The sequence below is a fragment of the Kribbella sp. NPDC051586 genome, assembly GCF_044453965.1.
GTDB lineage: Bacteria > Actinomycetota > Actinomycetes > Propionibacteriales > Kribbellaceae > Kribbella.
In genome coordinates, this window is record NZ_JBITDF010000001.1 from 1788742 (window position 1) to 1809248 (window position 20507).

20 protein-coding genes and 1 pseudogene are annotated in these 20507 nt (G+C 68.7%); 17 read left to right on the plus strand and 4 right to left on the minus strand.

All coding sequences use genetic code 11. The annotated features are described in order from the left end of the window. Positions 1-10: 10 nt before the first annotated feature. From ACIA58_RS08975 to ACIA58_RS08990, 4 genes and pseudogenes are all read left to right on the plus strand, one after another. The gene (locus ACIA58_RS08975) at positions 11-634 is read left to right on the plus strand and encodes a hypothetical protein (protein ID WP_396403027.1); all 624 of its coding nucleotides are present in this window, start codon (positions 11-13) and stop codon (positions 632-634) included. 21 nt (positions 635-655) lie between these two features. Further along, complete coding sequence (locus ACIA58_RS08980) at positions 656-2071, plus strand: serine/threonine-protein kinase (protein ID WP_396403028.1); 1416 nt, start codon at positions 656-658, stop codon at positions 2069-2071. Then, positions 2071-2367, plus strand: a pseudogene (locus tag ACIA58_RS08985) (GNAT family N-acetyltransferase); the annotation flags it as partial. The gene ACIA58_RS08980 and the pseudogene ACIA58_RS08985, both read left to right, overlap by 1 nt. 49 nt (positions 2368-2416) lie before the next feature. Next, positions 2417-2548: a hypothetical protein gene (locus ACIA58_RS08990; RefSeq protein WP_396403340.1), complete on the plus strand. Its 132-nt coding sequence runs from the start codon at positions 2417-2419 to the stop codon at positions 2546-2548. Here the strand turns inward: ACIA58_RS08990 and dinB are convergent. After that, the gene (gene dinB, locus ACIA58_RS08995; protein ID WP_396403029.1) at positions 2545-3738 is read right to left on the minus strand and encodes a DNA polymerase IV; all 1194 of its coding nucleotides are present in this window, start codon (positions 3736-3738) and stop codon (positions 2545-2547) included. The genes ACIA58_RS08990 and dinB overlap by 4 nt on opposite strands. Before the next feature lie 88 nt (positions 3739-3826). On the opposite strand from dinB, the gene ACIA58_RS09000 reads away from it, so the two are divergent. Further along, positions 3827-5038, plus strand: coding sequence for an MFS transporter (locus ACIA58_RS09000; RefSeq protein WP_396403030.1), 1212 nt, complete (start codon positions 3827-3829; stop codon positions 5036-5038). Here ACIA58_RS09000 and ACIA58_RS09005 read toward each other — a convergent pair. After that, complete coding sequence (locus ACIA58_RS09005) at positions 4921-5514, minus strand: dihydrofolate reductase family protein (protein ID WP_396403031.1); 594 nt, start codon at positions 5512-5514, stop codon at positions 4921-4923. The genes ACIA58_RS09000 and ACIA58_RS09005 overlap by 118 nt on opposite strands. A 34-nt stretch (positions 5515-5548) precedes the next feature. Next, the gene (locus ACIA58_RS09010) at positions 5549-5872 is read right to left on the minus strand and encodes a metalloregulator ArsR/SmtB family transcription factor (RefSeq protein ID WP_363882823.1); all 324 of its coding nucleotides are present in this window, start codon (positions 5870-5872) and stop codon (positions 5549-5551) included. Positions 5873-6103: 231 nt separating this feature from the next. Between ACIA58_RS09010 and ACIA58_RS09015 the strand changes: the two genes are divergently transcribed. Continuing rightward, positions 6104-7372 (plus strand): aspartate kinase, encoded by a 1269-nt coding sequence (locus ACIA58_RS09015; protein WP_371406551.1) that lies wholly within the window; start codon positions 6104-6106, stop codon positions 7370-7372. After that, entirely contained in the window at positions 7369-8475 is a 1107-nt protein-coding gene (locus ACIA58_RS09020) for an aspartate-semialdehyde dehydrogenase (RefSeq protein WP_396403032.1), read from the plus strand. The genes ACIA58_RS09015 and ACIA58_RS09020 overlap by 4 nt, the downstream gene beginning before the upstream one ends. A 51-nt stretch (positions 8476-8526) precedes the next feature. Here the strand turns inward: ACIA58_RS09020 and ACIA58_RS09025 are convergent, their stop codons facing one another. Further along, positions 8527-9516 carry a helix-turn-helix domain-containing protein gene (locus ACIA58_RS09025; protein WP_396403033.1) on the minus strand — a complete coding sequence of 330 codons (990 nt, stop codon included), beginning with the start codon at positions 9514-9516 and terminating at the stop codon, positions 8527-8529. 1203 nt (positions 9517-10719) lie between these two features. On the opposite strand from ACIA58_RS09025, the gene ACIA58_RS09030 reads away from it, so the two are divergent. The 10 genes from ACIA58_RS09030 to wecB are packed head-to-tail and all read left to right on the plus strand — an operon-like array spanning position 10720 to position 20504. After that, positions 10720-11586 carry an ABC transporter permease gene (locus ACIA58_RS09030; protein ID WP_396403034.1) on the plus strand — a complete coding sequence of 289 codons (867 nt, stop codon included), beginning with the start codon at positions 10720-10722 and terminating at the stop codon, positions 11584-11586. Further along, positions 11573-12391, plus strand: a complete 819-nt coding sequence (locus ACIA58_RS09035; protein WP_350853156.1) for an ABC transporter ATP-binding protein — start codon at positions 11573-11575, stop codon at positions 12389-12391. The genes ACIA58_RS09030 and ACIA58_RS09035 overlap by 14 nt, the downstream gene beginning before the upstream one ends. Positions 12392-12394: 3 nt before the next feature. Further along, a complete protein-coding gene (locus ACIA58_RS09040; RefSeq protein WP_396403035.1) occupies positions 12395-13489 on the plus strand; it encodes a glycosyltransferase in 1095 nt (364 codons plus the stop codon). Further along, a complete protein-coding gene (locus ACIA58_RS09045; RefSeq protein ID WP_396403036.1) occupies positions 13486-14808 on the plus strand; it encodes a glycosyltransferase in 1323 nt (440 codons plus the stop codon). The genes ACIA58_RS09040 and ACIA58_RS09045 overlap by 4 nt, the downstream gene beginning before the upstream one ends. After that, entirely contained in the window at positions 14805-15563 is a 759-nt protein-coding gene (locus ACIA58_RS09050) for a hypothetical protein (RefSeq protein ID WP_396403037.1), read from the plus strand. Before ACIA58_RS09045 ends, ACIA58_RS09050 begins: the two co-directional genes overlap by 4 nt. Then, positions 15556-16749 carry a hypothetical protein gene (locus ACIA58_RS09055; protein WP_396403038.1) on the plus strand — a complete coding sequence of 398 codons (1194 nt, stop codon included), beginning with the start codon at positions 15556-15558 and terminating at the stop codon, positions 16747-16749. Before ACIA58_RS09050 ends, ACIA58_RS09055 begins: the two co-directional genes overlap by 8 nt. Beyond that, positions 16746-17357, plus strand: a complete 612-nt coding sequence (locus ACIA58_RS09060) for an acyltransferase (RefSeq protein ID WP_396403039.1) — start codon at positions 16746-16748, stop codon at positions 17355-17357. Before ACIA58_RS09055 ends, ACIA58_RS09060 begins: the two co-directional genes overlap by 4 nt. Continuing rightward, positions 17354-18445, plus strand: a complete 1092-nt coding sequence (locus tag ACIA58_RS09065; RefSeq protein WP_396403324.1) for a DegT/DnrJ/EryC1/StrS family aminotransferase — start codon at positions 17354-17356, stop codon at positions 18443-18445. The genes ACIA58_RS09060 and ACIA58_RS09065 overlap by 4 nt, the downstream gene beginning before the upstream one ends. Positions 18446-18447: 2 nt before the next feature. Continuing rightward, positions 18448-19449 (plus strand): Gfo/Idh/MocA family protein, encoded by a 1002-nt coding sequence (locus tag ACIA58_RS09070; RefSeq protein WP_396403325.1) that lies wholly within the window; start codon positions 18448-18450, stop codon positions 19447-19449. Positions 19450-19451: 2 nt separating this feature from the next. Continuing rightward, positions 19452-20504: a non-hydrolyzing UDP-N-acetylglucosamine 2-epimerase gene (wecB, locus tag ACIA58_RS09075; RefSeq protein WP_396403040.1), complete on the plus strand. Its 1053-nt coding sequence runs from the start codon at positions 19452-19454 to the stop codon at positions 20502-20504. The last annotated feature ends 3 nt before the right edge of the window (positions 20505-20507 follow it).

The window sequence follows — 20507 nt, forward strand, 5'->3', positions numbered from 1 at the left end:
GATCCGGCGGATGCCGGACGTCGGTGTGGTTCGGCGGGTCAGTCGGGCGTTGGCGGTGCTTGACCTGGTGCTCAACGAGGACGAGAGCACCAGGTACTACGAGTTCGACGCGCGCTGGTCCGGGACCGAGGAAGCGGCCCTGATGCGGGACGGGTCGGGCGGTGAGTACTCGATCGTGTTCTCGCCGGCTGGCGCATTCGCGTACGGGTTCGACCATGAGTCGCCGATGTCGCCGTACGTGAATGATCGCAAGTCGTGGCCCGGTCTGCTCGACGGTGTGCCGCAGGAGTTCCACGCCGCGCGGGACGAGAAGGCGTTCAGCGACGACGGGGTGCCGCGGGCGACCGTGTGCTTCTGGCGTACGACGGACGACGCGGCCTGGTCCTGCGGCCCGGTTGAGAACGTGGACCGCGACGGCGCCGACTGGCTCTTCGAGCTCCTCGCCGACGGCCGGCCCGAGGCGTATCTGACGTTTGCCGAGGACTACTACGAAGTCGCGCTCGACCTCGAGCCGATCCGGCACGTGTACGCGCTGATGCCGCTGACGGAGTACGTCGTCACCTCGCTGAACCGGCAGCGGCGATTGAGCGATCTGGCCGAGGGGATCGCCGAGATCGGTTACCCGCGATCCTGAAGCGCGTTAGCGTGACGCCCGATGACAACGCATCCTCAGGATCCGGCCGTGGTCGGGTCGTTCGCGATCCAGGGCCGGCTCGGCCGTGGGGCGATGGGTGCGGTCTATCTGGCTCGTTCGCCGGGCGGGCGCTTGGTCGCGGTGAAGGTGGTACGCGACGAGCTCGCCGGTGACTCGGCCTTCCGGGCCCGGTTCGCCCGCGAGATCGACGCCGCGCGGAAGGTGAGCGGCGCGTTCACGGCGGCGGTGGTGGACGCGGATCCGGACGCGGACCGGCCGTGGCTGGCGACGGAGTATCTGCCGGGACCCACGCTGCAGAAGGCGATCGAGACGTCCGGGCCATTGGCACCCGCCGGGGTGCAGGCGCTCGCGAGCGGGCTGGCCGAGGCGTTGATGGCGATCCACGCGAGCGGTGTCGTCCATCGTGATCTCAAGCCGTCGAACATCGTGCTGACCGACAACGGCCCGCGCGTGATCGACTTCGGCATCGCGCGGGCGCTGGAAGAGGCGAGCCTGACGGCGACCGGGATGGTGATCGGTACGCCGGGGTATCTGTCGCCGGAGCAGATCACGGGGACGGGCATCGGGCCGGAGAGCGATCTGTTCGCGCTCGGCGCGGTGCTGGTGTTCGCGGCCTCCGGGCGTGGCCCGTTCGCGACCGGGAGCCCGGCATCGATGCTGCACCGGATCGTCAACGAACAACCGCACATCCCGCCACTGCCGGGTCCCCTGCACGACGTCGTACGCCGCTGCCTCGCCCGCGATCCGGCCCACAGACCGTCACCGCTGGAGATCCTGCACCTGCTCGGACCGCCCGCCGTCTTCAACCCGCCCACCAGGCCGATGCAACCCACGACACAAGTCGCGCCGCCACCGACGAAGGTTCTGCCGCATCCACCGATCCAAGCTGAGCCGGCCGTCGTCGCGCCGCAAGTAGTTGGCGCGACTTTCGCGACCAGCCGGATGCGACCGGCCGTGTTCGCGGCGATCACCACGTTCTTCTGTCTCGCGTTCGTCCCGGGCGACCCGCAACTGCAGGCCTTGCACCCCGCCCTCTCGACGCTCTCCGGCCTGGTCTCGCTCACCTTCCTGTACTTCGCGATCCGCCACTGGATCCTCGCACTGAGACCAAAAGTCGTCCTTCGCCTGTCTCCACAGGGATTGACCATCGACCGCGCGTACCGCGAAGCCACCGTCCCCTGGTCCGGCGTCATCCGGATCCGTGTCGGCGGAGACAGCAAACGCCCGTGGCTGATCGCCTGGCTCGAGCCGCCGTACCAGAACCAACTGCCCGTCTCGAACCGCCGTCACCACGGCGGCCTGCGCATCTACCCGGTCGCCCACGGCGCACCCCAGACGCGCCGCCAGACTCAGGTCAACGAACTCCGCGCGGCGCTCAACTGGTACGCCGGTCACCGCCACGACAATTCGTACTGATGAAGACCAGGCCGGCCACCGCAGCGGACAGCGCCGCGATCAGCGAACTACTCATCCAGTCGTGGGGCAGCCACATCGCAGTCGCACACGGAGTTGCGTACGACGCGACAACCCTGCCGGCAATCGTCGCCGAGGACGACGACCGGATCGTCGGACTGCTCACCTACACCCTGCAGGACCAGGAGTTGGAGGTCGTCACGATCGACGCCCCGGTGCCGCACCTCGGCGTGGGCACTGCGCTTCTGGACGCCGCCGCCGAGACCGCACGCGCGGCTGGGGCACGCCGACTCTGGCTGATCACGACCAACGAACCTCGACGCCCTCCGCTTCTACCAACGCCGGGGGTTGCGCATCGTCGCCGTCTCGCGCGGCGCCGTCGACGAGTCCCGCAAGCTCAAACCGACGATCCCGCCGACCGGCGCCTACGACATCCCGCTCCACGACGAACTCGTCCTTGAGCTGAAGCTGACCGACTAGTCCGGCAGCATCGGCATCTCCAGCCCTTGGCGCTTGCCGAGCAAGATGCCCCGGGTGATGGCGTCGGTGCCGAACTTGTCCTTGACTTGGTCGAGCGCCGAGTCGAGCTCGTTGTTCGCCGCCTTGTCGAAGGGCAGTGCGAGCTGGAGAGCAGCTTCGTTCTCCAGGTTGCCGACGGAGATCCCGATCATCGTGATTCCCTGGGCGGCGATCAACGGATGCGCCGTCCGGAGCAGGGCGCGCGCGGTGATCAGGATCGCCCGCGTCTGATCTGTTGCCTGGGGCAATGTATGCGACCGGGTGGCGCGGGTGAAGTCGTCGAAGCGCAGCCGTAGGGTGACCGTCCGGCCCGACCGGCCCGCGGTGCGCATCCGGCGGCTGACTCGATCCACCAGGCCTGCCAGCACGGCATCAAGCGTCGCCGGCGACTTCGGCGAACGGCCCAGCGCCCGCTGCGAACCGATCGACCGGCGTCTCCGGCCGACCTCGATCGGCCGTGGATCGCGGTTGTGGGCGAGCGCATGCAAGTGCCGCCCGGACGCCCGCCCGAGCATCGCGATCAACGCCGCCTCGGGCAGGATCGCGACATCGCCGACCTTGGTGAGCCCGCGGCTGCGCAGCTTCTCCGCCGTCACTTCACCGACGCCCCACAGTCGCGAAACGTCCAACGGATGAAGGAACTCCAGCTCCCGGTCCGGCGCGACCTCGAGCAGCCCGTCAGGCTTCGCGACCCCGCTCGCCACCTTGGCCAGGAACTTCGTCCGCGCCACTCCGACCGTGATCGGCAGCCCCACCCGGGACAGCACCTCGGCGCGCAGACGTCGCGCGATCTCCACCGGCGTACCGCGGATCTTGCGCAGACCGCCCACATCCAGGAAAGCCTCGTCGATCGACAGTCCCTCGACCAGCGGCGTCGTGTCCTCGAAGACCTTGAACACCGCCTTGCTGGCCTCGGAGTACGCCGACATGCGCGGCTCGACGATGATCGCGCCGGGGCAGCGGCGCAACGCCTGTCCACCGTTCATCGCCGTCCGGACGCCGAACGCCTTGGCCTCGTAGCTGCAGGCGAGGACGACCCCGGCGCCGACGATCACCGGCCGGCCGCGCAGGCGCGGGTCGTCCCGCTGCTCGACCGACGCGTAGAACGCGTCGAGATCGGCATGCAGGATGGTTGCACCGCCCAAGGACACGAACACATGTTCGCATATACCACCGACAAAATGAGATAGGGAGAATTCCCGACGCGGTGGCCGACGATGTCAGGAAAGAATGCAGCTTATGGACCTGTCGGCGTATCGCGATCTCTGGAAGACCCATGGCGTCGTGGCCCTGTTGGCCTCGGCGCTGATCGCCCGGATGCCGGTGCTGGCGACGATGGTCCCGTTGGCGTTCCTGGCGAAGGACGCGGCCGGCAACTTCGGCTGGGCCGGTGTGGTCGCGGGCGCCTACTCGGTCGGTACTGCGGTAGCCAGCGTGGTCTGGTCGCGGATGGCCGACCGTAGGGGTGCACGGAAGGTGGTCATCGGCACCGGCATGGCCTGGGGGCTGTGGATGGCAGTGCTCGCCCTGCTGCCCTACAGCTGGTACCGGCTGCTCCCGGTCGCCGCTGTGCTCGCAGGTGTGTTCGTCGCGCCGGTCACCTCAGCGCTGCGCGCCAACTGGCCGCGACTTGTACACGGCTCCCGGCTGCGCGCCGTCTACTCGTTGGACGCCACCGCGCAGGAGCTCCTGTTCGTTTTCGGCCCGATGCTCGGTGCAGTGATGGTCAGCTTCGCCAGTCCGCGCGCTGGACTGCTGGTGTGTGCCGTCACGGCTGCCGGCGCCATCTGGTGGTTCGGACTCAACCAGCGGACCGACGTACCTCACGACGAGTCGGCCGGTCCGCGTCCGACTGCCTGGCAGCTGGTCTTCCATGCGCATCGCACGCCGATCCTGCTCGCCTGGGCCTGCCTGGTGATGGGATTCGCGTCGATGTCGCTCGGCATGGTCGCCGTCGCCGATGAGCACGGCAACCGGCTGATCGCAGGCATCCTCGAGACGGTGGCAGCGGTGGGCAGTGTGACCGGAGGTGTGATCAACGGTGCGCTTCCCGGCGGTCGTACGTCGGCCGTCTGGCGCCGGATGTTGGTGTTCGCCGTGCTGGTGGCCGTCTGCGTCCTCGCCACGTCGTCCGTCGTCGCACTCGCAGTGGGGATGTTCGCGACGGGCTGCATGATCGCACCGACGGTCGCGGCCCTCTACGAACGGATCGGCGCCCTCACGCCGACCGCGGCGCACACCGAGATCTTCGGCTGGGCGCAGAGCGGTGGGATGGTCGGATCCGCGATCGGCTCAGCGGTCGCCGGTGCGGTGGTCGAGGCGTTCGGCGTTCGCTACGCGTGGGTCCTGACGGCCGTCCTCGCCGGACTCGCGACCCTGTCCCTGCTGCGCGTGCCGCCCCATCGGCCGGCGGACACAAGTGTCGTCGACGGTACGGCGGTCGCGGCGTAGCGCACGCGGTAGTTCGCCTCGAGTACGCCGCCGTCGCGGGCGCACATCGAGATCAGCCGCAGCGGCCGGCGGTCCAGCAACATGCCGCGGCCCGCGGCGACCGGGTGGATGAGCAACGAGACCTCGTCGATCAGTCGCCACCGCAGCAACGAGCGCACCAGCGACAGGCTGCCGATCACCTGCAGGTCGTCGCCGGGCACTGCCTTCAGTGCGGCGAGCACCCGGCGGGTATCCCCCTGCAGCATCTCGGTGCCGGGGCGGGCGACCACCGGGCGGGACCCGATCACCAGGTTCCGGGTGTGCTCGAGGCCGGTCAGCGTCGCGGCGTACCGCTCGAACGTCTTGCGGCCGAGCAGGACGGTCTCCGCCCCGGCGACCAGCTCGGCGAGCGCCGGCCGGGCGTCGGTCAGCCACTGCTCCGGCCGTTCGACGATGCCGTCTTCGGACATACACAGCCTGGCGACGATGTTCCGCATACCAAACCTGATGCACGCAACGCCCCGAAGGTTGTCAGTCCTTTCGGCGGCCGCGGTGCAGTTCGGTCTCGAGCGCGTCGAGCCGGTTGATCCAGAACTTGCGATAGCGGTCCAGCCAGGTGTCGATCTCGCGCAGCGGGCCGGGGTCGACGGCGTACAGCCGGCGGGTGCCGTCGACGGTCACGGTCGCGAAGCCGTTGTCGCGCAGGACCCGCAGATGCTGCGAGACGGCCGGCTGGCTGATGCCGAACTCCGTGCCGATCGTGCCGGCGATGCTGCCGGCCGGCAGCTCCCCGTCGGCGAGCAGCTCCAGGATCCGGCGCCGGACCGGGTCGCCGAGGATGTCGAACGCGTGCACCGGACCAGTATTTCAGCGAAGACTTATATGAACAAGTCACCGGACGGTTTCCGGTTCGCGACGACCCGGCGCGGGGAACCTTCCGGTACCCGCAGTGATCCACCGGACAGCTCGCCCGGGTCCTGGTCAGGCGGTAGGCAACGGTGAGGTCACGGCTAGAATGACCGGTGAGACTACGCCTGGTGCAACGCCGCACGGCGTACCGCAACCAGTGCTTTGAGGAGAAACACTGTGGGACGCGTCGTACACAAGTACGGCGGTTCTTCGGTCGCCGACGCCGATTGCATCAAGCGCGTGGCCCAACGGATCGTCGCGACAAAGAAGGCCGGGAACGACGTCGTGGTGGTCATCTCCGCCATGGGCGACACGACCGACGAACTGATGGACCTGGCCCAGCAGGTCTCACCGCTGCCGCCGCCGCGCGAGCTGGACATGCTGCTCACCTCGGGTGAGCGGATCTCCGCCGCGCTGCTGGCGATGGCGATCGCCAACCTGGGGTACGAAGCCCGCAGCTTCACCGGCTCGCAGGCCGGCGTGATCACGACGTCCGCGCACGGCAACGCGCGCATCATCGACATCACGCCGGGCCGGATCGAGGGCGCCCTCGGCGAGGGCCACATCGCGATCGTGGCCGGGTTCCAGGGCGTCGCCCAGGACACCAAGGACATCACCACGATGGGCCGCGGCGCCTCCGACACCACCGCGGTGGCGCTGGCCGCCGCGCTCGAGGCGGACTACTGCGAGATCTACACCGACGTGGACGGCATCTTCACCGCGGACCCGCGGATCGTGCCGGCCGCCAAGCACATCCCGAAGATCTCCTACGAGGAGATGCTCGAGATGGCCGCCTGCGGCGCCAAGGTGCTCCACCTGCGCTGCGTCGAGTACGCGCGGCGCTACAACGTCCCCGTCCATGTGCGTTCCTCCTTCTCGCAGAAGGAAGGCACCTGGGTCGTCGATGCTAAGGAACTGGATGAGATGGAACAGGCAATAATCTCCGGCGTGGTCCAGGACCGCAACGAGGCCAAGATCACGGTCGTCGGCGTACCGGACAAGCCCGGTGAGGCGGCCCGGATCTTCGAGACGGTCGCCGGTGCCGAGACCAACATCGACATGATCGTGCAGAACGTCTCGGCGGTCGCCACCAACCGCACCGACATCTCCTTCACGCTGCCCCGCGTCGACGGCGCCCGGGCGATGTCCGCCCTGGCCCGGATGAAGGACGAGGTGGGCTACGAGCAGTTGCTGTACGACGACCAGATCGGCAAGGTCTCGGTCGTCGGCGTCGGAATGCGCTCGCACCCGGGCGTTTCGGCGAAGTTCTTCTCCGCGCTGGCCGACGCCGGCGTGAACATCGAGATGATCTCCACCTCGGAGATCCGGATCTCGGTGGTGGTGGACGAGAACCTGGTGGATGCTGCCGTGACCGCGGCGCACACCGCATTCGATCTGGACGACGAGCACACCCAGGCTGTCGTGTACGGAGGAACTGGACGGTGACCCCTGTGAGCGCTGTGGAGAACACGATCGAGGACCGGGCGGGCCTGCCATCGCTGGCGGTGGTCGGTGCGACCGGGGCCGTCGGGTCGGTGATGCTGACCCTGCTCTCGACCCGGCAGAACGTCTGGGGAGAGATCCGGCTGATCGCGTCCGAGCGCTCCGCGGGCAAACGATTGAAGGTCCGCGGCGAGGAGGTCGAGGTCGTCGCGATCAGCGAGGACGCCTTCGACGGTATCGACGTGGCGATGTTCGACGTACCGGACGAGGTGTCCGCGCACTGGGCGCCGATCGCGGCCGCCAAGGGCGCGGTCGTGGTGGACAACTCCGGTGCGTTCCGGATGGATCCCGACGTACCGCTGGTGGTGCCGGAGGTGAACGCCGAAGCGGCCCGGAACCGGCCGAAGGGCATCATCTCCAACCCGAACTGCACGACGCTGTCGATGATCGTGGCGATGGGCGCGCTGCACCACCGCTACGAGCTCGAGCAGCTCGTCGTCGCGTCGTACCAGGCCGCCTCGGGTGCCGGGCAGGCCGGTATCGACGCGCTGTACGACCAGCTGACCAAGGTGTCGGGCAATCGCGAGCTGGGCAGCTCGCCGGGCGACGTACGACGGGTGGTCGGCAACGATCTCGGTCCGTTCCCGGCTCCGCTCGCGCTGAACGTCGTACCGTGGGCCGGCTCGCTGAAGGACGAAGGCTGGTCGTCCGAGGAGCTGAAGGTCAGGAACGAGTCGCGCAAGATCCTCGGCCTGCCGGATCTGAAGGTCTCCGCGACCTGTGTGCGCGTGCCGGTCGTCACCACGCACTCGTTGTCGGTGCACGCGCGGTTCGTGCAGGAAGTCGACGCCGACGGCGCTCGTGAGGTACTGCGGGACGCTCCGGGCGTGCTGCTGTTCGACAACCCGGCGGAGGGTGAGTTCCCGACGCCGGCGGATGTCGTCGGCACCGACCCGACGTGGGTGGGCCGGATCCGCAAGTCGCTCGACGACCCGAACGAGCTGGAGCTCTTCGTCTGCGGCGACAACCTGCGCAAGGGTGCCGCCCTCAACACGGCCCAGATCGCCGAGGTCGTGGCGAAGGAGTTCTCTCCGGCGCAGGCCTGACGGACAAGGACAGGCCCGCACACGGATCGTGTGCGGGCCTTTTGGTGTGTGCTAGAGCCAGTTTTCGCGGGCGGCGTGGAGGGCCAGTTGGAAGCGGGTGCTGGCCCCGGTGCGGTTCATCAGGCGTTCGAGGTAGCGGAAGAACGTACGGCGGCTGATGCCGAGCGTGCGGGCGATGGTGTCGTCCGCGGCGCCGGTCGCCAGGAGGGCGAGCAGGCGGCGCTCGATGGGCTCCAGCCGGTCGTCCTCGGTGCCGACGGATGCGTGCAGCGGCAGCGCGTTGCGCCAGCACAGCTCGAACATCCCGATCAGCGCCGACAGCAGGCTGCTCGGCCGGATGATCAGCAGCGACCGGTTCACGTCGGTGTCGCGCGCCGACATCGACACGAACGCGATCGAGCCGTCGATGATCGTCAGCTTCGCCGGTACGTCGGGCAGCACCCGCGCCTGCTCACCGGCCTCCACACACGGGAGGATGTTCTCCGTCAGGTAGCCGGGCACCTCGACGGACTCCGGTGAGTACACGACGCGGTAGGAGACACCGCGCTTGAGGTGGTCGATCTCCTCCTGGTTCGGGCCGCCGATGTAGTACGGCGGGGAGTCGATCGCCAGGATCTCGCGCTGCACACCGCTCTTGATCTGGTGGATCCGCTCGACGATCGCGCTGCCGGTGACGACCTCGATCAGGTGCGTGGTCGACTCGTTGTGCACCGTCCGGCGGAACTCGTCGTACGCGTTCAGCACCTCGATCCGGGCCTGCTTCAGCTCGGACTCCCGGCGCAGCGTCATCGCCTCCAGGCCCGCGTCCGGGGGGACCGGCAGGTAGCGGGAGCGGTCCGAGCCCGATCGCCGGGCCAGGCCGGCCTGCACGAGCCCGCTCAGGATCGAGTCGATCGAGCGTTCCCGGTCGGGGACCGCGTCGTCCAGTTCGGTGATCGACGACGGGCCGGTCCGCAGCAGGTGCTGGTAGACCTCGATCTCGTCGTCGTTGAGCCCGAGCACCTTCAAATGGCCGGCACGCTCCGTGTCGGTTGTGCTCACGATGCTCCCCTCCCTTCCCAGTGCTGTCACCGTCCGCTACCGTCCCTCAAGCGTAGATGGGGTGGTCCAGTGCCGTCGGCACTTTCCGTGTCGACGTGTATTCGTGCAGCGAGATTTGTTGTCCTGTCAGCATTCTTGTGCCGTGTCACCATCTGGCCACCACTTCTGCGCAGTTGTGAGCGAGAATTGAGGTCCAGCAGCCCGGCGACGGACCACCTGAGCGCCGCCGGGCTGCTGTTCCAATTCTGGCCCGAGTTGGCTGTCTCGTCAGCGGAGCCTGTTTCGGTTGGGTCTCGATCCCGGCGCATCGGTGCCCTCGCACTTCCGTGCCATCACCGGCTGTGCCGAAGGGTGTACAAACTGTGGCATCTCCAATCGTGAGGCCGATGAGGAGGAGAAGCCCGATGCGACCGGTTCCGCCGTGTGCCGAAGCCGAACGTGTCGATGCTGCCGTCCCCAGCGCGCTGGCATCTTTGCAGGGATTCCACGTGCCGCTGTCCTCCGCCGGCCTCCGGTCCGCCTCCACACCTGCTGCGCGCACCTGCCGGCGTCCGCAGCAGTTCTGGAGACGGATTCGAGGTGCGCGATGACCGCCGCCCTGGTCATCGTGCCGGCTGGTCCGGCACGGCTTGCGTCCGCTTCCGCCCAGCGTGGACGCGCCGCCGGATCGACGGTGGAACCCCGGAAGGTGCAGACCGGTGCTCCGTGGATGGTGAGGCTGTCCATGGGGAGCGTGGATGTGATGTTGCGCGTCACGTCCGCCGCCCGGCTCGCTCCGGCCAGGAAGCATCTTCCGGGGTCCCGCCCATAACATCGGTGTCCCGTCGTCACAGCAGTCACGGAACCGGTGTGGCAGGTCACGTCAACTTCGCCCGGGTGCGTAGCGTCGTACCCATGAATTGACCGCGATTTGACTTGGCTGGAAGGCGTTTTGGTCGTCCCCGGCTGTCAAATGTATATTCCGGATAACGATCGGCGAAGGACGACTCAGGTGTTGCTGATGCAGTGGCGTACGGGGTTTGGTAGCCGTCTGTACGTCGTTGCTCACTAAGGAGGACCGCTGTGTCGTCGGCGTTGAAGCCGATCCGCTACTCTGCTTCCCGGTCTGCGTGGCACGCCGCCGTACCCCGGGCGGCAGTCGCCGAAACCCAGGTGCTCGGCCATCGTGGATCCAACTTTCCGGCAGAGAGAGGCGTCGCCTGAATGAACGCGACTAGCGTCGACGAGGAGTTCAACCCGTCGGTGCACGTGTACGAACCACACAAGGTCGGTCTGCCGGCCCTGCGTCCGTACTTCAGGGCGCTGTGGCAGCGGAGAGAGTTCGCAGCGGAGATGTCCCGGACCAACATCCGGGGTGCGCACACGAACACCTTCTTCGGCCAGGTGTGGCTGGTGCTGAACCCGCTGTTGCTGGCCTTGGTGTACTACCTGCTCACCGACATCATCGCCGGTGGCGCGACGAAGGTGGACGCCGGTCTGCGGTTCGCTCACATGTGCGGCGGCCTGTTCGCCTTCTACTACTTCTCGGGTGCGATGACGGCCGGTGCCGCCAGTGTGGTCGGCGGCGGCAAGCTGCTGATGAACCAGTCGTTCCCGCGGATGCTGCTCCCGCTGTCCGCGGTGCGGACGGCGTTCTTCCGCTTCCTGCCGACCTTGGTCGTGTACCTCGCGATCCACGTCATCGTGGGGCTGAAGCTGCACTGGCAGATGCTGCTCGCGCCGGTGTTCCTGGTGCTGCTGACGATCTTCGCGGCCGGCATGGGGATGGTCTTCGCCGCGCTGCAGGTGTACTTCCGCGACACCACCAGCTTCCTGCCGTACTTCGTGCGCATCTGGCTGTACATGTCGCCGGTGCTCTGGTTCGCCGAGCAGGCTCCGGCCAAGTTCAAGGGCTTCATCCAGTACAACCCGCTCTACTCGCTGCTGGGCGGCTGGACCGACCTGCTGGTCAAGGGCCACATCCCGGAGTGGAAGATGTGGGCGGGCGCCGCGGTGTTCGCGGGCGCCGCGTTCGTGATCGGCTCGTTGTTCTTCATGTCGAGGGAGCGTGAGTTCGTTGTCCGTCTCTGAGACCGAGAAGAAGCCGATGCAGAAGAGCCCCTCGGACATCCCCGCCGTCAAGGTGCAGGACGTGTCGATCACCTACCGGACCACGTTCGAGCGGGTGCCGACCTTCAAGAGCGCGATCATCCGGCTCGGCCGCGGCGAGCGCGCCGTGCGCGAGGTCAAGGCCGTCCAGAACGTGTCCTTCGACGTCAACCACGGCACCACCATCGGCATCATCGGCGCGAACGGCGCCGGCAAGTCGACGCTGATGCGCGCGGTGGCCGGCATCCTGCCGCCGACGTCGGGCCGGATCGAGGTGCACGGCCGGGTCTCCACGCTGCTGTCGCTGGGCGTCGGGTTCAACGCCGCGCTGTCCGGCAAGGAGAACGTCGTCCTCGGCGGTCTGGCGGCCGGTCTGAGCCGCAAGGAGATCGAGGCGCGGTACGAGGAGATCGCCGAGTTCGCCGAGCTCGGTGACTTCATGGAGATGCCGATGCGGACGTACTCGTCCGGCATGTTCAGCCGGCTGGCGTTCTCCGTCGCGGTGCACATGGACCCGGACATCCTGCTGATCGACGAGGCGCTGTCCGCCGGTGACGCGTCCTTCAAGACCAAGGCCGCGGCCAAGATGGGCGAACTGGTCTCGAACAGCCGGACGATGTTCCTGGTCAGCCACGCGATGAGCAGCGTCCGCGAGATGTGCAACGACTGCATCTGGCTGCACAAGGGCAAGCTGATGATGCGCGGCGAGCCCAACGAGGTCATCCAGGCCTACACCAAGTTCCTGCAGGTCGGGGAAGAAGAAGCCGTCTCACTCGAGGACCTCTGACCGATGTCACGCAGCACGGCGCCGGACGTGGGAATCATCACGACCGGTCACGACGTCGCCGACGCGCGCCTGCACAAGATCACCGCGGCTCTGCAGCACCGCGACCTCACGGTCGAGCTCTGGGGCCTCGGTGAGGCCGCCGGCGGGCCCGCGGGCGCGGTCGTGCACGCCGGGCCCCGCGGCACGATGGTGCAGCGGCTGGCCCGGACCGCCGTACTGCCGTGGCGGACCAAGGCGAAGGTGGTGATGACGGTCGATCCGGACATGATCCCGATCGCCCGTCTGGTCACCGGCCTGCGCCGGCGCAAGCTGGTCGTCGACGTCCACGAGGACTACGAGCGCCTGCTCGCCGATCGCGCCTGGGCCAAGGGCCCGGCCGGTCTGCCTGCCCGGCTGATCGTCCGCGCCGGGTCGAAGCTGGCCGCGGGCGCCGACCTCACCGTGGTCGCCGACTCACACCTGGCCCCGCACGAGGCAAAGCACCGCCTCGTGGTGCAGAACCTTCCTGACCACGGCTTCCTGGCCCCGGCTCCCGCGACCGGCACGCCGCGCGCGGTGTACGTCGGTGACCTCCGGGCCAGCCGTGGGCTGTTCGACATGGTCGAGACCGTCGCCGCGGCGCCGGAGTGGTCCCTCGACCTGGTCGGCCCGGTCGCACCGTCGGACCGGGACCGGCTCGAGGCCCGGATCGCGGAGCCCGAGCTCGCCGGCCGGGTCCGGCTGCACGGGCGCCAGCCACCTGCGGACGCCTGGCGGATCGCACAGGGTGCCTGGGCGAGCCTGGCCATGCTGCAGCCGACGCCGGCGTTCGTGGAAGCGATGCCGTCCAAGATCTACGAGTACCTCGCCAGCGGTCTTCCCGTGCTGTCCACCCGCCTGCCGCGGCAGACCCGGGTGATCGAGGAGTCCGGCGGCGGAGTCCTGGTGGACTCGGTGGCGGAGGCCGCCGAGACCTTGCGGCGTTGGTCCGCGGACCCAGGTGAGCTGGAGAAGTTGCATGATCATGCACTGCAGTGGGCGGCTGAGCATCTGCCGACCAACACGCCGTACGACGACCTGGCCGACGCGATTCTCAATCTTTTAAGAGGAAGTGCATGACCGACCGCCCTCACCTGTTGTACGTCGCCTGGGGCTTTCCGCCCTGCCGGGGCGGCGGTGTCTACCGGGCACTGGCCACGGCCAACCGGTTCGCCGCGCTCGGCTGGAAGGTGACCGTGCTGACGGCCGACCGCGACACGTTCTTCCGGTTCACCGGTGCGGACCTGACCCTCGAGGAGCGGGTCGACCCGTCCGTCGAGGTGGTCCGCGTCCCGTTCGAGTGGCCGATCCTCGAGGCCGACTTGCGCAAGTGGTCCAAGCGCCGCGCGCAGAACCCGAAGCTGTGGAGCAAGTGGCGCACCAAGCAGGACCAGATCCCGTTCCCGGAGACCGGGTACGGGCCCTGGCGCTCGGTGATCGAGAAGGCCGCCGAGCAGATCCACAAGACCAGCAAGGTCGACCTCACCGTCGCCACCGCGAACCCGCATGTCGCGTTCACCGCGGCGTACCACCTGCACAAGAAGTTCCAGGTGCCGTACGTGATGGACTACCGCGACGCGTGGCTGCTGGACGTGTTCACCGGCGACCGGCTGCACGAGCCGAACAGCCGCGCGGCCAAGTGGGAGAAGAAGCTGGTCGAGTCCGCTCGCGAGGTCTGGTTCGTCAACGACCCGATCAAGGAGTGGCACGAGAAGCTCTACCCGGCGCACGCGGCGAAGATGCACACGGTCGCGAACGGGTTCGACCCCGACCTGGTGCCGGACACCCAGGACCGCGGTGCGGTCACGGATCGCCCGCTGGTCTTCGGGTACGTCGGCACCGTCTCGCCGAAGGTGCCGCTGGCCGACTTCGTCGAAGGCTGGAAGCTCGCCAAGGAGCAGTCCGGGGAGCTGGCCGGCGCGAAGGCCAAGATCTACGGCTACCTCGGGTACTACGCGCAGCCGCGGGCGGACATGCTCGCGACGATCAACAGCGCGTCCGAGGCGGGGGTCAGCTACGAGGGCCCGGTCGGCAAGGCCGAGATCGCCAAGGCGTACGACGAGTTCGACGCCCAGCTGCTGATGCTGGGCAAGGGGCGGTACGTGACCAGCGGCAAGGTGTTCGAGTACCTCGCGACCGGGTTGCCGGTCGTATCGGTGCACGACCCGGAGAACGCGGCGTCCGACGTACTGCGTGGTCATCCGTTGTGGTTCCCGGTGGCGGACGTGACGCCGGAGGCGATCGCGGCGGCGCTGGTCGAGGCGGCCCACGCGGCCCGCACCGCGGACGAGGGGATCCGGGCGAAGGCGCGCGAGTTCGGCGCGTCGTACCGGCGGGACCTGCAGCTGGATCCGCGGATCGAGTCGCTGGCTGCGTCTGTGAAGGGGGTTGCGGCATGAGCACCGTCGTACTGCTGTCCACGCGGCGGCTGCCGCCGACGTACTTCGACCAGGTCCGCGAGGACCTCGGCGACCAGAACATCACCATCGACGTCGTCGGCTGGGTCGCCCCGTCCGCGTGGGTCGCCGACAAGGTCAACACCTTCACCCTCATCGGCCCCGGCCGCATGCCGGCCCAACCGGCCCCCGAACCGGAGCCGGTAGCCGAGGCATCGGAGGAAGCCCCGGACGCGGTCATCGCGCCGGAGGCTGTCGCCGACCCGGACACCGTCGTCGCCGACGAGGCAAAGATCGCCCCGGCCGCCTCCGAGGTCGCCGCCGCCACCGGTGCGGCTGACGCCGCCTCCACTACCGCTGGTGCGGCCGCCGCTTCTCCTCCTCCGCCCGCCGCGGCGAAGCCACGGCCAACTGGGGCCAAGCGGGTTGTGAAGGCGGTTGAGTGGCGGGCCCGGAGGGCGCGTAAGGTTGCCGGGCGGATGTTGCCTAAGGCAATTAAGACGTCGGCGCCGGTGAAGTTCCTGCGGGGGCAGCGGGCGACGAGTGATCTCGGCAAGACCTACTGGGAGCGCGTGCTCAGCCGTCGTGACGTGATGGCGACCATCGACAAGGCCGACGTGGTCGTGGCGCTGGACGCCGGTGCGATCTGGGCCGGCTGGAACCTCGGCCAGCGGAAGGCGAGCACCCCGGTGGTGCTCGGTCTGCCGGCCGCCCGCCGCGAGTTCGACCAGCTGAAGGCACCAGCAGGTAATGGGTGACACGACGACGATGACGATCCGCGAGCACCTGCCGGCGCCGTTGGCCCGGACCGCGGGAGCGGTCCGGCGGCGCCTGCGTGGCTTGCGGTACTCATACGCGCAACTGCCGGCCTTCCCGCCGGCAGCGACGACCCCGGTGCGGATGCTGGTCGGCCCGACCAACTCCGCCGGGCAGGGCCACGCCTGGGCACAGGCCGCTCGGACCCTGCCGGACGTCAGCGCCGTCTCGTTCAGCTTGCAACGCAAAGGTCAGTTCGAGTTCAAGAACGACTACGGCGTACCGCTCGCGTGGTTCGGTCAGCCGCGCTGGCAGCGCGCCCAGCAGCAGCACGTCCTGTCGACGTACACGCACGTGATGGTGGAGTCGCTGCGTCCGATCTTCGGCGCCCGCGGCCACTCCGACGCCGGCCCCGACATCGAGGCGATGCTCGCGAAGGGCATCAACGTCTCGTTGCTCTTCCACGGCTCCGACATCCGCCTGCCCAGCCGGCACCTGAAGCGCGAGCGCTGGTCGCCGTTCTCCCCGGGTGACGAGCTCACCGATCGCCTGGAGCCGCAAGCGCGCCGGCACGCGGAGCTGGTCGAGTCGCTGCAGCTTCCCGTCTTCGTGTCCACGGTCGACCTGCTCGACGACGTACCGAACGCGCAATGGCTCCCGGTCGCGATCGACCCGGCGCCCTGGCAGCAGGCGGCCCGGCCCCTGTTCGGCCACGACAAGCCTGTCGTCGCTCACGTTCCGTCGAACGCGAAGCTCAAGGGCACCGAGGAGATCGACGCCGTCCTCACCGGCCTGCACGACAGCGGCCGGATCGAGTACCGGCGGATCACCGGCGTGCCGCACAGCGGGATGCCGGCCGTCATCGGCGACGCCGACATCGTTGTCGACCAACTCCGGATCGGCCTGTACGGCGTGGCGGCCGCGGAAGCGCTGGCCGCCGGGCGGATCGTCGTTTCGTACGTCGGTGAGGCTGTGCGCCAACGGGTGCGTAGTCTGGCCGGGCGAGAGGTGCCGATCGTGGAGGCAGATCCCGACACCCTGGGTGATGTCGTCACCGGCCTGATCGTCGACCGCGACGCCGCCGCCGAGCGGGCGGCCGCGGGCCCTGCCTTCGTGGCGGAGCTGCACGACGGACGCCGCTCGGCCGAAGTACTGCAAACCTGGCTCATCAAGAAGGAGACCCTGTGACGTCCCGCATCGCGCCGTCCGCCGACGTCGACGACAGCGCCGAGATCGGCGACGGTTCGTCGGTCTGGCACCTCGCGCAGATCCGCGAGAACGCCGTCCTCGGCAAGAACTGCATCGTCGGCCGCGGCGCCTACGTCGGGACCGGGGTCCGGATGGGCGACAACTGCAAGATCCAGAACTACGCGCTGGTGTACGAGCCCGCTTCCCTCGAGGACGGCGTGTTCATCGGGCCGGCCGTCGTACTCACCAACGACTACTTCCCGCGCGCGGTGAACCCGGACGGGTCGCCGAAGAGCGGGCACGACTGGGAACCGGTCGGGGTGACGATGAAGGAAGGCTGTTCGCTCGGTGCGCGCAGCGTCTGCGTGGCGCCGGTCACCATCGGCCGCTGGGCGACCGTCGCCGCCGGTGCGGTGGTGACCAAGGACGTGCCAGACTTCGCGCTGGTCGCCGGGGTTCCGGCTCGTCGGCTCAAGTGGGTCGGCAAGGCCGGTGTTCCGCTGCTCGACGTCGGGAACGGCGAGTGGAAGTGCCCGAACACGGGCGAGATGTACATCGAAACCGACGGGCGGCTGCGGCCGGCCGACGAAAACCAGGAGGAGAACTGATGGTGCAGCCGATTCCGGCCGCGAAGCCGATCATCGGGAAGGAGGAGCGCGAGGCCGTCGACCGTGTCATGCAGTCCGGCATGCTGGCCCAGGGCCCCGAGGTTGCGGCGTTCGAGCAGGAGTTCGGCGCAGCGCTGGTCTCCGGCCGTGCGTGCGTCGCGACGAACTCGGGCACGTCGGGTCTCCACCTCGGCCTGCTGGCCGCGGGCGTCGGTCCGGGTGACGAGGTCATCGTCCCGTCGTTCACCTTCGCCGCGACCGCGAACAGCGTCGCGCTGACCGGCGCCACCCCGGTGTTCGTCGACATCGAGCCGACGTACTTCTGCCTGGACCCGAAGGCGGTCGAGGCAGCGATCACCGAGAAGACCAAGGCCGTCATGCCGGTGCACCTGTTCGGTCACCCGGCCAACATGACCGCGCTGCAGGCGATCGCCGACAAGCACGGCATCCAGATCTTCGAGGACGCCGCGCAGGCTCATGGCGCCACCTGGAACGGCGCGCCCGTCGGCACCTTCGGCGAGTTCGCGATGTTCAGCCTGTACCCGACCAAGAACATGACGTCGGGTGAGGGCGGCATGAACTCGGTCGCGAACGCCGACCTCGAGCGCCGGATGCGGCTGTTCCGCAACCAGGGCATGCTCAAGCAGTACGAGAACGAGGTCGTCGGCCTGAACAACCGGATGACCGACCTGCACGCCGCCATCGGCCGGGTGCAGCTGACCAAGGTCGGCGGCTGGACCAAGCAGCGGCAGGAGAACGCGGCCTTCCTGGACGCGAACCTCGCCGGTGTCGGCGTCCCGGCCGTGGCCGCCGAGGCCAGCCACGTGTACCACCAGTACACGATCCGGGTGACCGAGGACCGCGACGGCTTCGCGAACGCCCTGCGGACCGAGTACGGCGTCGGCTGCGGCGTGTACTACCCGATCCCGAACCACCGGCTCCCGTCGTTCCGGCGTGAGCTGGACCTGCCGGAGACCGAGAAGGCCGCGGCCGAGGTGCTCTCACTGCCGGTCCACCCCTCGCTGTCCGAGGATGACCTGAACCGGATCGTGGCCGCGGTGAACACCGTGGCGAAGGCGGGTGCGTGACCATGGCGAACCTGCGTGCGGGCCTGATCGGCCTGGGCATGATGGGGCGGCACCACGCGCGGGTGCTGGCCTCCCTCGAGGGCGTCGACCTGGTTGCGGTCGCCGACCCGGGCGGTGACAAGTTCAACGTGGCCGGCGGTCGTCCGGTGCACGAGAACATCGAGCAGCTGATCGCCGAGAAGCTCGACTACTGCATGGTCGCGGTGCCGACGCAGTACCACGCCGAGATCGCGAAGGCGCTGGCCGAGGCCGGCGTGCACGCGATGATCGAGAAGCCGCTGGCCGGCTCCTCGTCCGAGGCGACCGAGATCGCGAAGGCGTTCGAGGCGGCCGGGCTGGTCGGCGCGGTCGGTCACATCGAGCGGTACAACCCGGCGCTGCAGGCGCTGCGGGTGCGGCTGGAGGCCGGCGAGCTGGGTGAGACCTACCAGATCACCACGCGTCGTCAGGGCCCGTTCCCGGCCCGGATCGCCGACGTCGGCGTGGTGCTCGACCTGGCCACCCACGACATCGACCTGACCGCCTGGGTGACGCAGTCGCCGTTCGTCACGGTGGCCGCGCAGAGCGCCCACAAGTCGGGCCGGCAGTACGAGGACCTGATCGCGGTGACCGGCAAGCTGGCCGACGGCACCGTCACCAGCCACCTGGTCAACTGGCTGTCCCCGATGAAGGAGCGGCTCACCGTCGTCACCGGTGAGAAGGGCGCGTTCATCGCCGACACCCTGACCGCCGACCTGTCGTTCCACGCCAACGGCACGGTTGCCACCGCCTGGGACGACGTCGCGCACTTCCGCGGTGTCAGCGAGGGCGACATGATCCGGTACGCGATCAGCAAGCCCGAGCCGCTGCGCACCGAGCACGAGGCGTTCCGCGACGCGGTGCTCGGCAAGGAGGCGGACATCGTCACGCTGCAGCAGGGTCTGACGACGGTCAAGGTCGCCGAGGCCGTGCTCCAGTCCGCGTCCGAGGCCCGAACCATCCCGATCGCTGGGGAGTCTCAGTAGGTATGAAGGTTCTGAGCGTTGTCGGTGCGCGCCCGCAGTTCGTGAAGCTGGCGCCGGTGGCGGAGGCATTCGCCGCGACCGAGCACCAGCACGTGATCGTGCACACCGGGCAGCACTACGACAAGAACATGTCCGACGTGTTCTTCGCCGACCTGCGCATCCCGGACCCGGACGTCCACCTGGGCGTCGGGTCCGGCAGCCACGGCGTCCAGACCGGCGCGATGCTGGCCGCGATGGACGCCGTACTGGACGAGCACAAGCCGGACTGGGTGCTCGTGTACGGCGACACGAACTCGACGCTGGCCGGCACGCTGTCGGCGGTGAAGATGCACCTGCCGGTCGCGCACCTCGAGGCCGGGCTGCGTTCGTTCAACCGGCTGATGCCGGAAGAGCACAACCGGGTGCTCACCGACCACGCCGCCGACCTTCTGCTCGCGCCGACCCAGGTCGCCATGGACCACCTGGCGAACGAGGGCCTGAAGGACAAGTCGCGGCTGGTCGGCGACGTCATGACGGATGTCTGCTTCCGGGTCCGCGACGCGGTCCAGGACAAGCCGCTGGATCTCCCGTTCAAGCGCGGCGAGTACGTCGTCTCGACCATCCACCGGGCCGAGAACACCGACGACCCGGCGCGGCTGGCCGGGATCGTCGACGGTCTCGCCGCGGCCGGTACTCCGGTGCTGCTGCTGGCCCACCCGCGCCTGGTCGCGAAGTGTGCGGAGCACGGCATCAAGCTGGAGCGCCCGGACGGTTCGCTGCACGTCCGGGAGCCGCTGGCGTACCCGGAGATGGTCGCCGCCGTGCTCAATTCGGCCGGCGTGGTGACTGATTCCGGCGGTCTCCAGAAGGAGGCCTTCCTGCTCGGCCGGGTGTGCACCACGCTGCGCACCGAGACCGAGTGGGTGGAGACGCTGGAGGACGGGTGGAACGTGTTGACATCCGACGTGAGTAAGCTGCCCGGGTTGGCCGCACGGCCGGCTCCCACGGGGGAACGCCCGATGCCCTACGGCGACGGGCACGCTGCTGAGCGTGTCGTCGCCACTCTCGCGGAGTAACTA

Bases quoted from the DNA above. Each gene is read 5' to 3' on its own strand.
- ACIA58_RS09070 (WP_396403325.1), top strand. From the start codon at position 18,448: ATGGCGAACCTGCGTGCGGGCCTGATCGGCCTGGGCATGATGGGGCGG.
- ACIA58_RS09055 (WP_396403038.1), top strand. From the start codon at position 15,556: ATGGGTGACACGACGACGATGACGATCCGCGAGCACCTGCCGGCGCCG.
- ACIA58_RS09030 (WP_396403034.1), top strand. From the start codon at position 10,720: ATGAACGCGACTAGCGTCGACGAGGAGTTCAACCCGTCGGTGCACGTG.
- ACIA58_RS09045 (WP_396403036.1), top strand. From the start codon at position 13,486: ATGACCGACCGCCCTCACCTGTTGTACGTCGCCTGGGGCTTTCCGCCC.
- ACIA58_RS09005 (WP_396403031.1), bottom strand. From the start codon at position 5,514: ATGCGGAACATCGTCGCCAGGCTGTGTATGTCCGAAGACGGCATCGTC.
- ACIA58_RS08980 (WP_396403028.1), top strand. From the start codon at position 656: ATGACAACGCATCCTCAGGATCCGGCCGTGGTCGGGTCGTTCGCGATC.
- ACIA58_RS09040 (WP_396403035.1), top strand. From the start codon at position 12,395: ATGTCACGCAGCACGGCGCCGGACGTGGGAATCATCACGACCGGTCAC.
- ACIA58_RS08975 (WP_396403027.1), top strand. From the start codon at position 11: ATGCCGGACGTCGGTGTGGTTCGGCGGGTCAGTCGGGCGTTGGCGGTG.
- ACIA58_RS09050 (WP_396403037.1), top strand. From the start codon at position 14,805: ATGAGCACCGTCGTACTGCTGTCCACGCGGCGGCTGCCGCCGACGTAC.
- ACIA58_RS09000 (WP_396403030.1), top strand. From the start codon at position 3,827: ATGGACCTGTCGGCGTATCGCGATCTCTGGAAGACCCATGGCGTCGTG.
- wecB (WP_396403040.1), top strand. From the start codon at position 19,452: ATGAAGGTTCTGAGCGTTGTCGGTGCGCGCCCGCAGTTCGTGAAGCTG.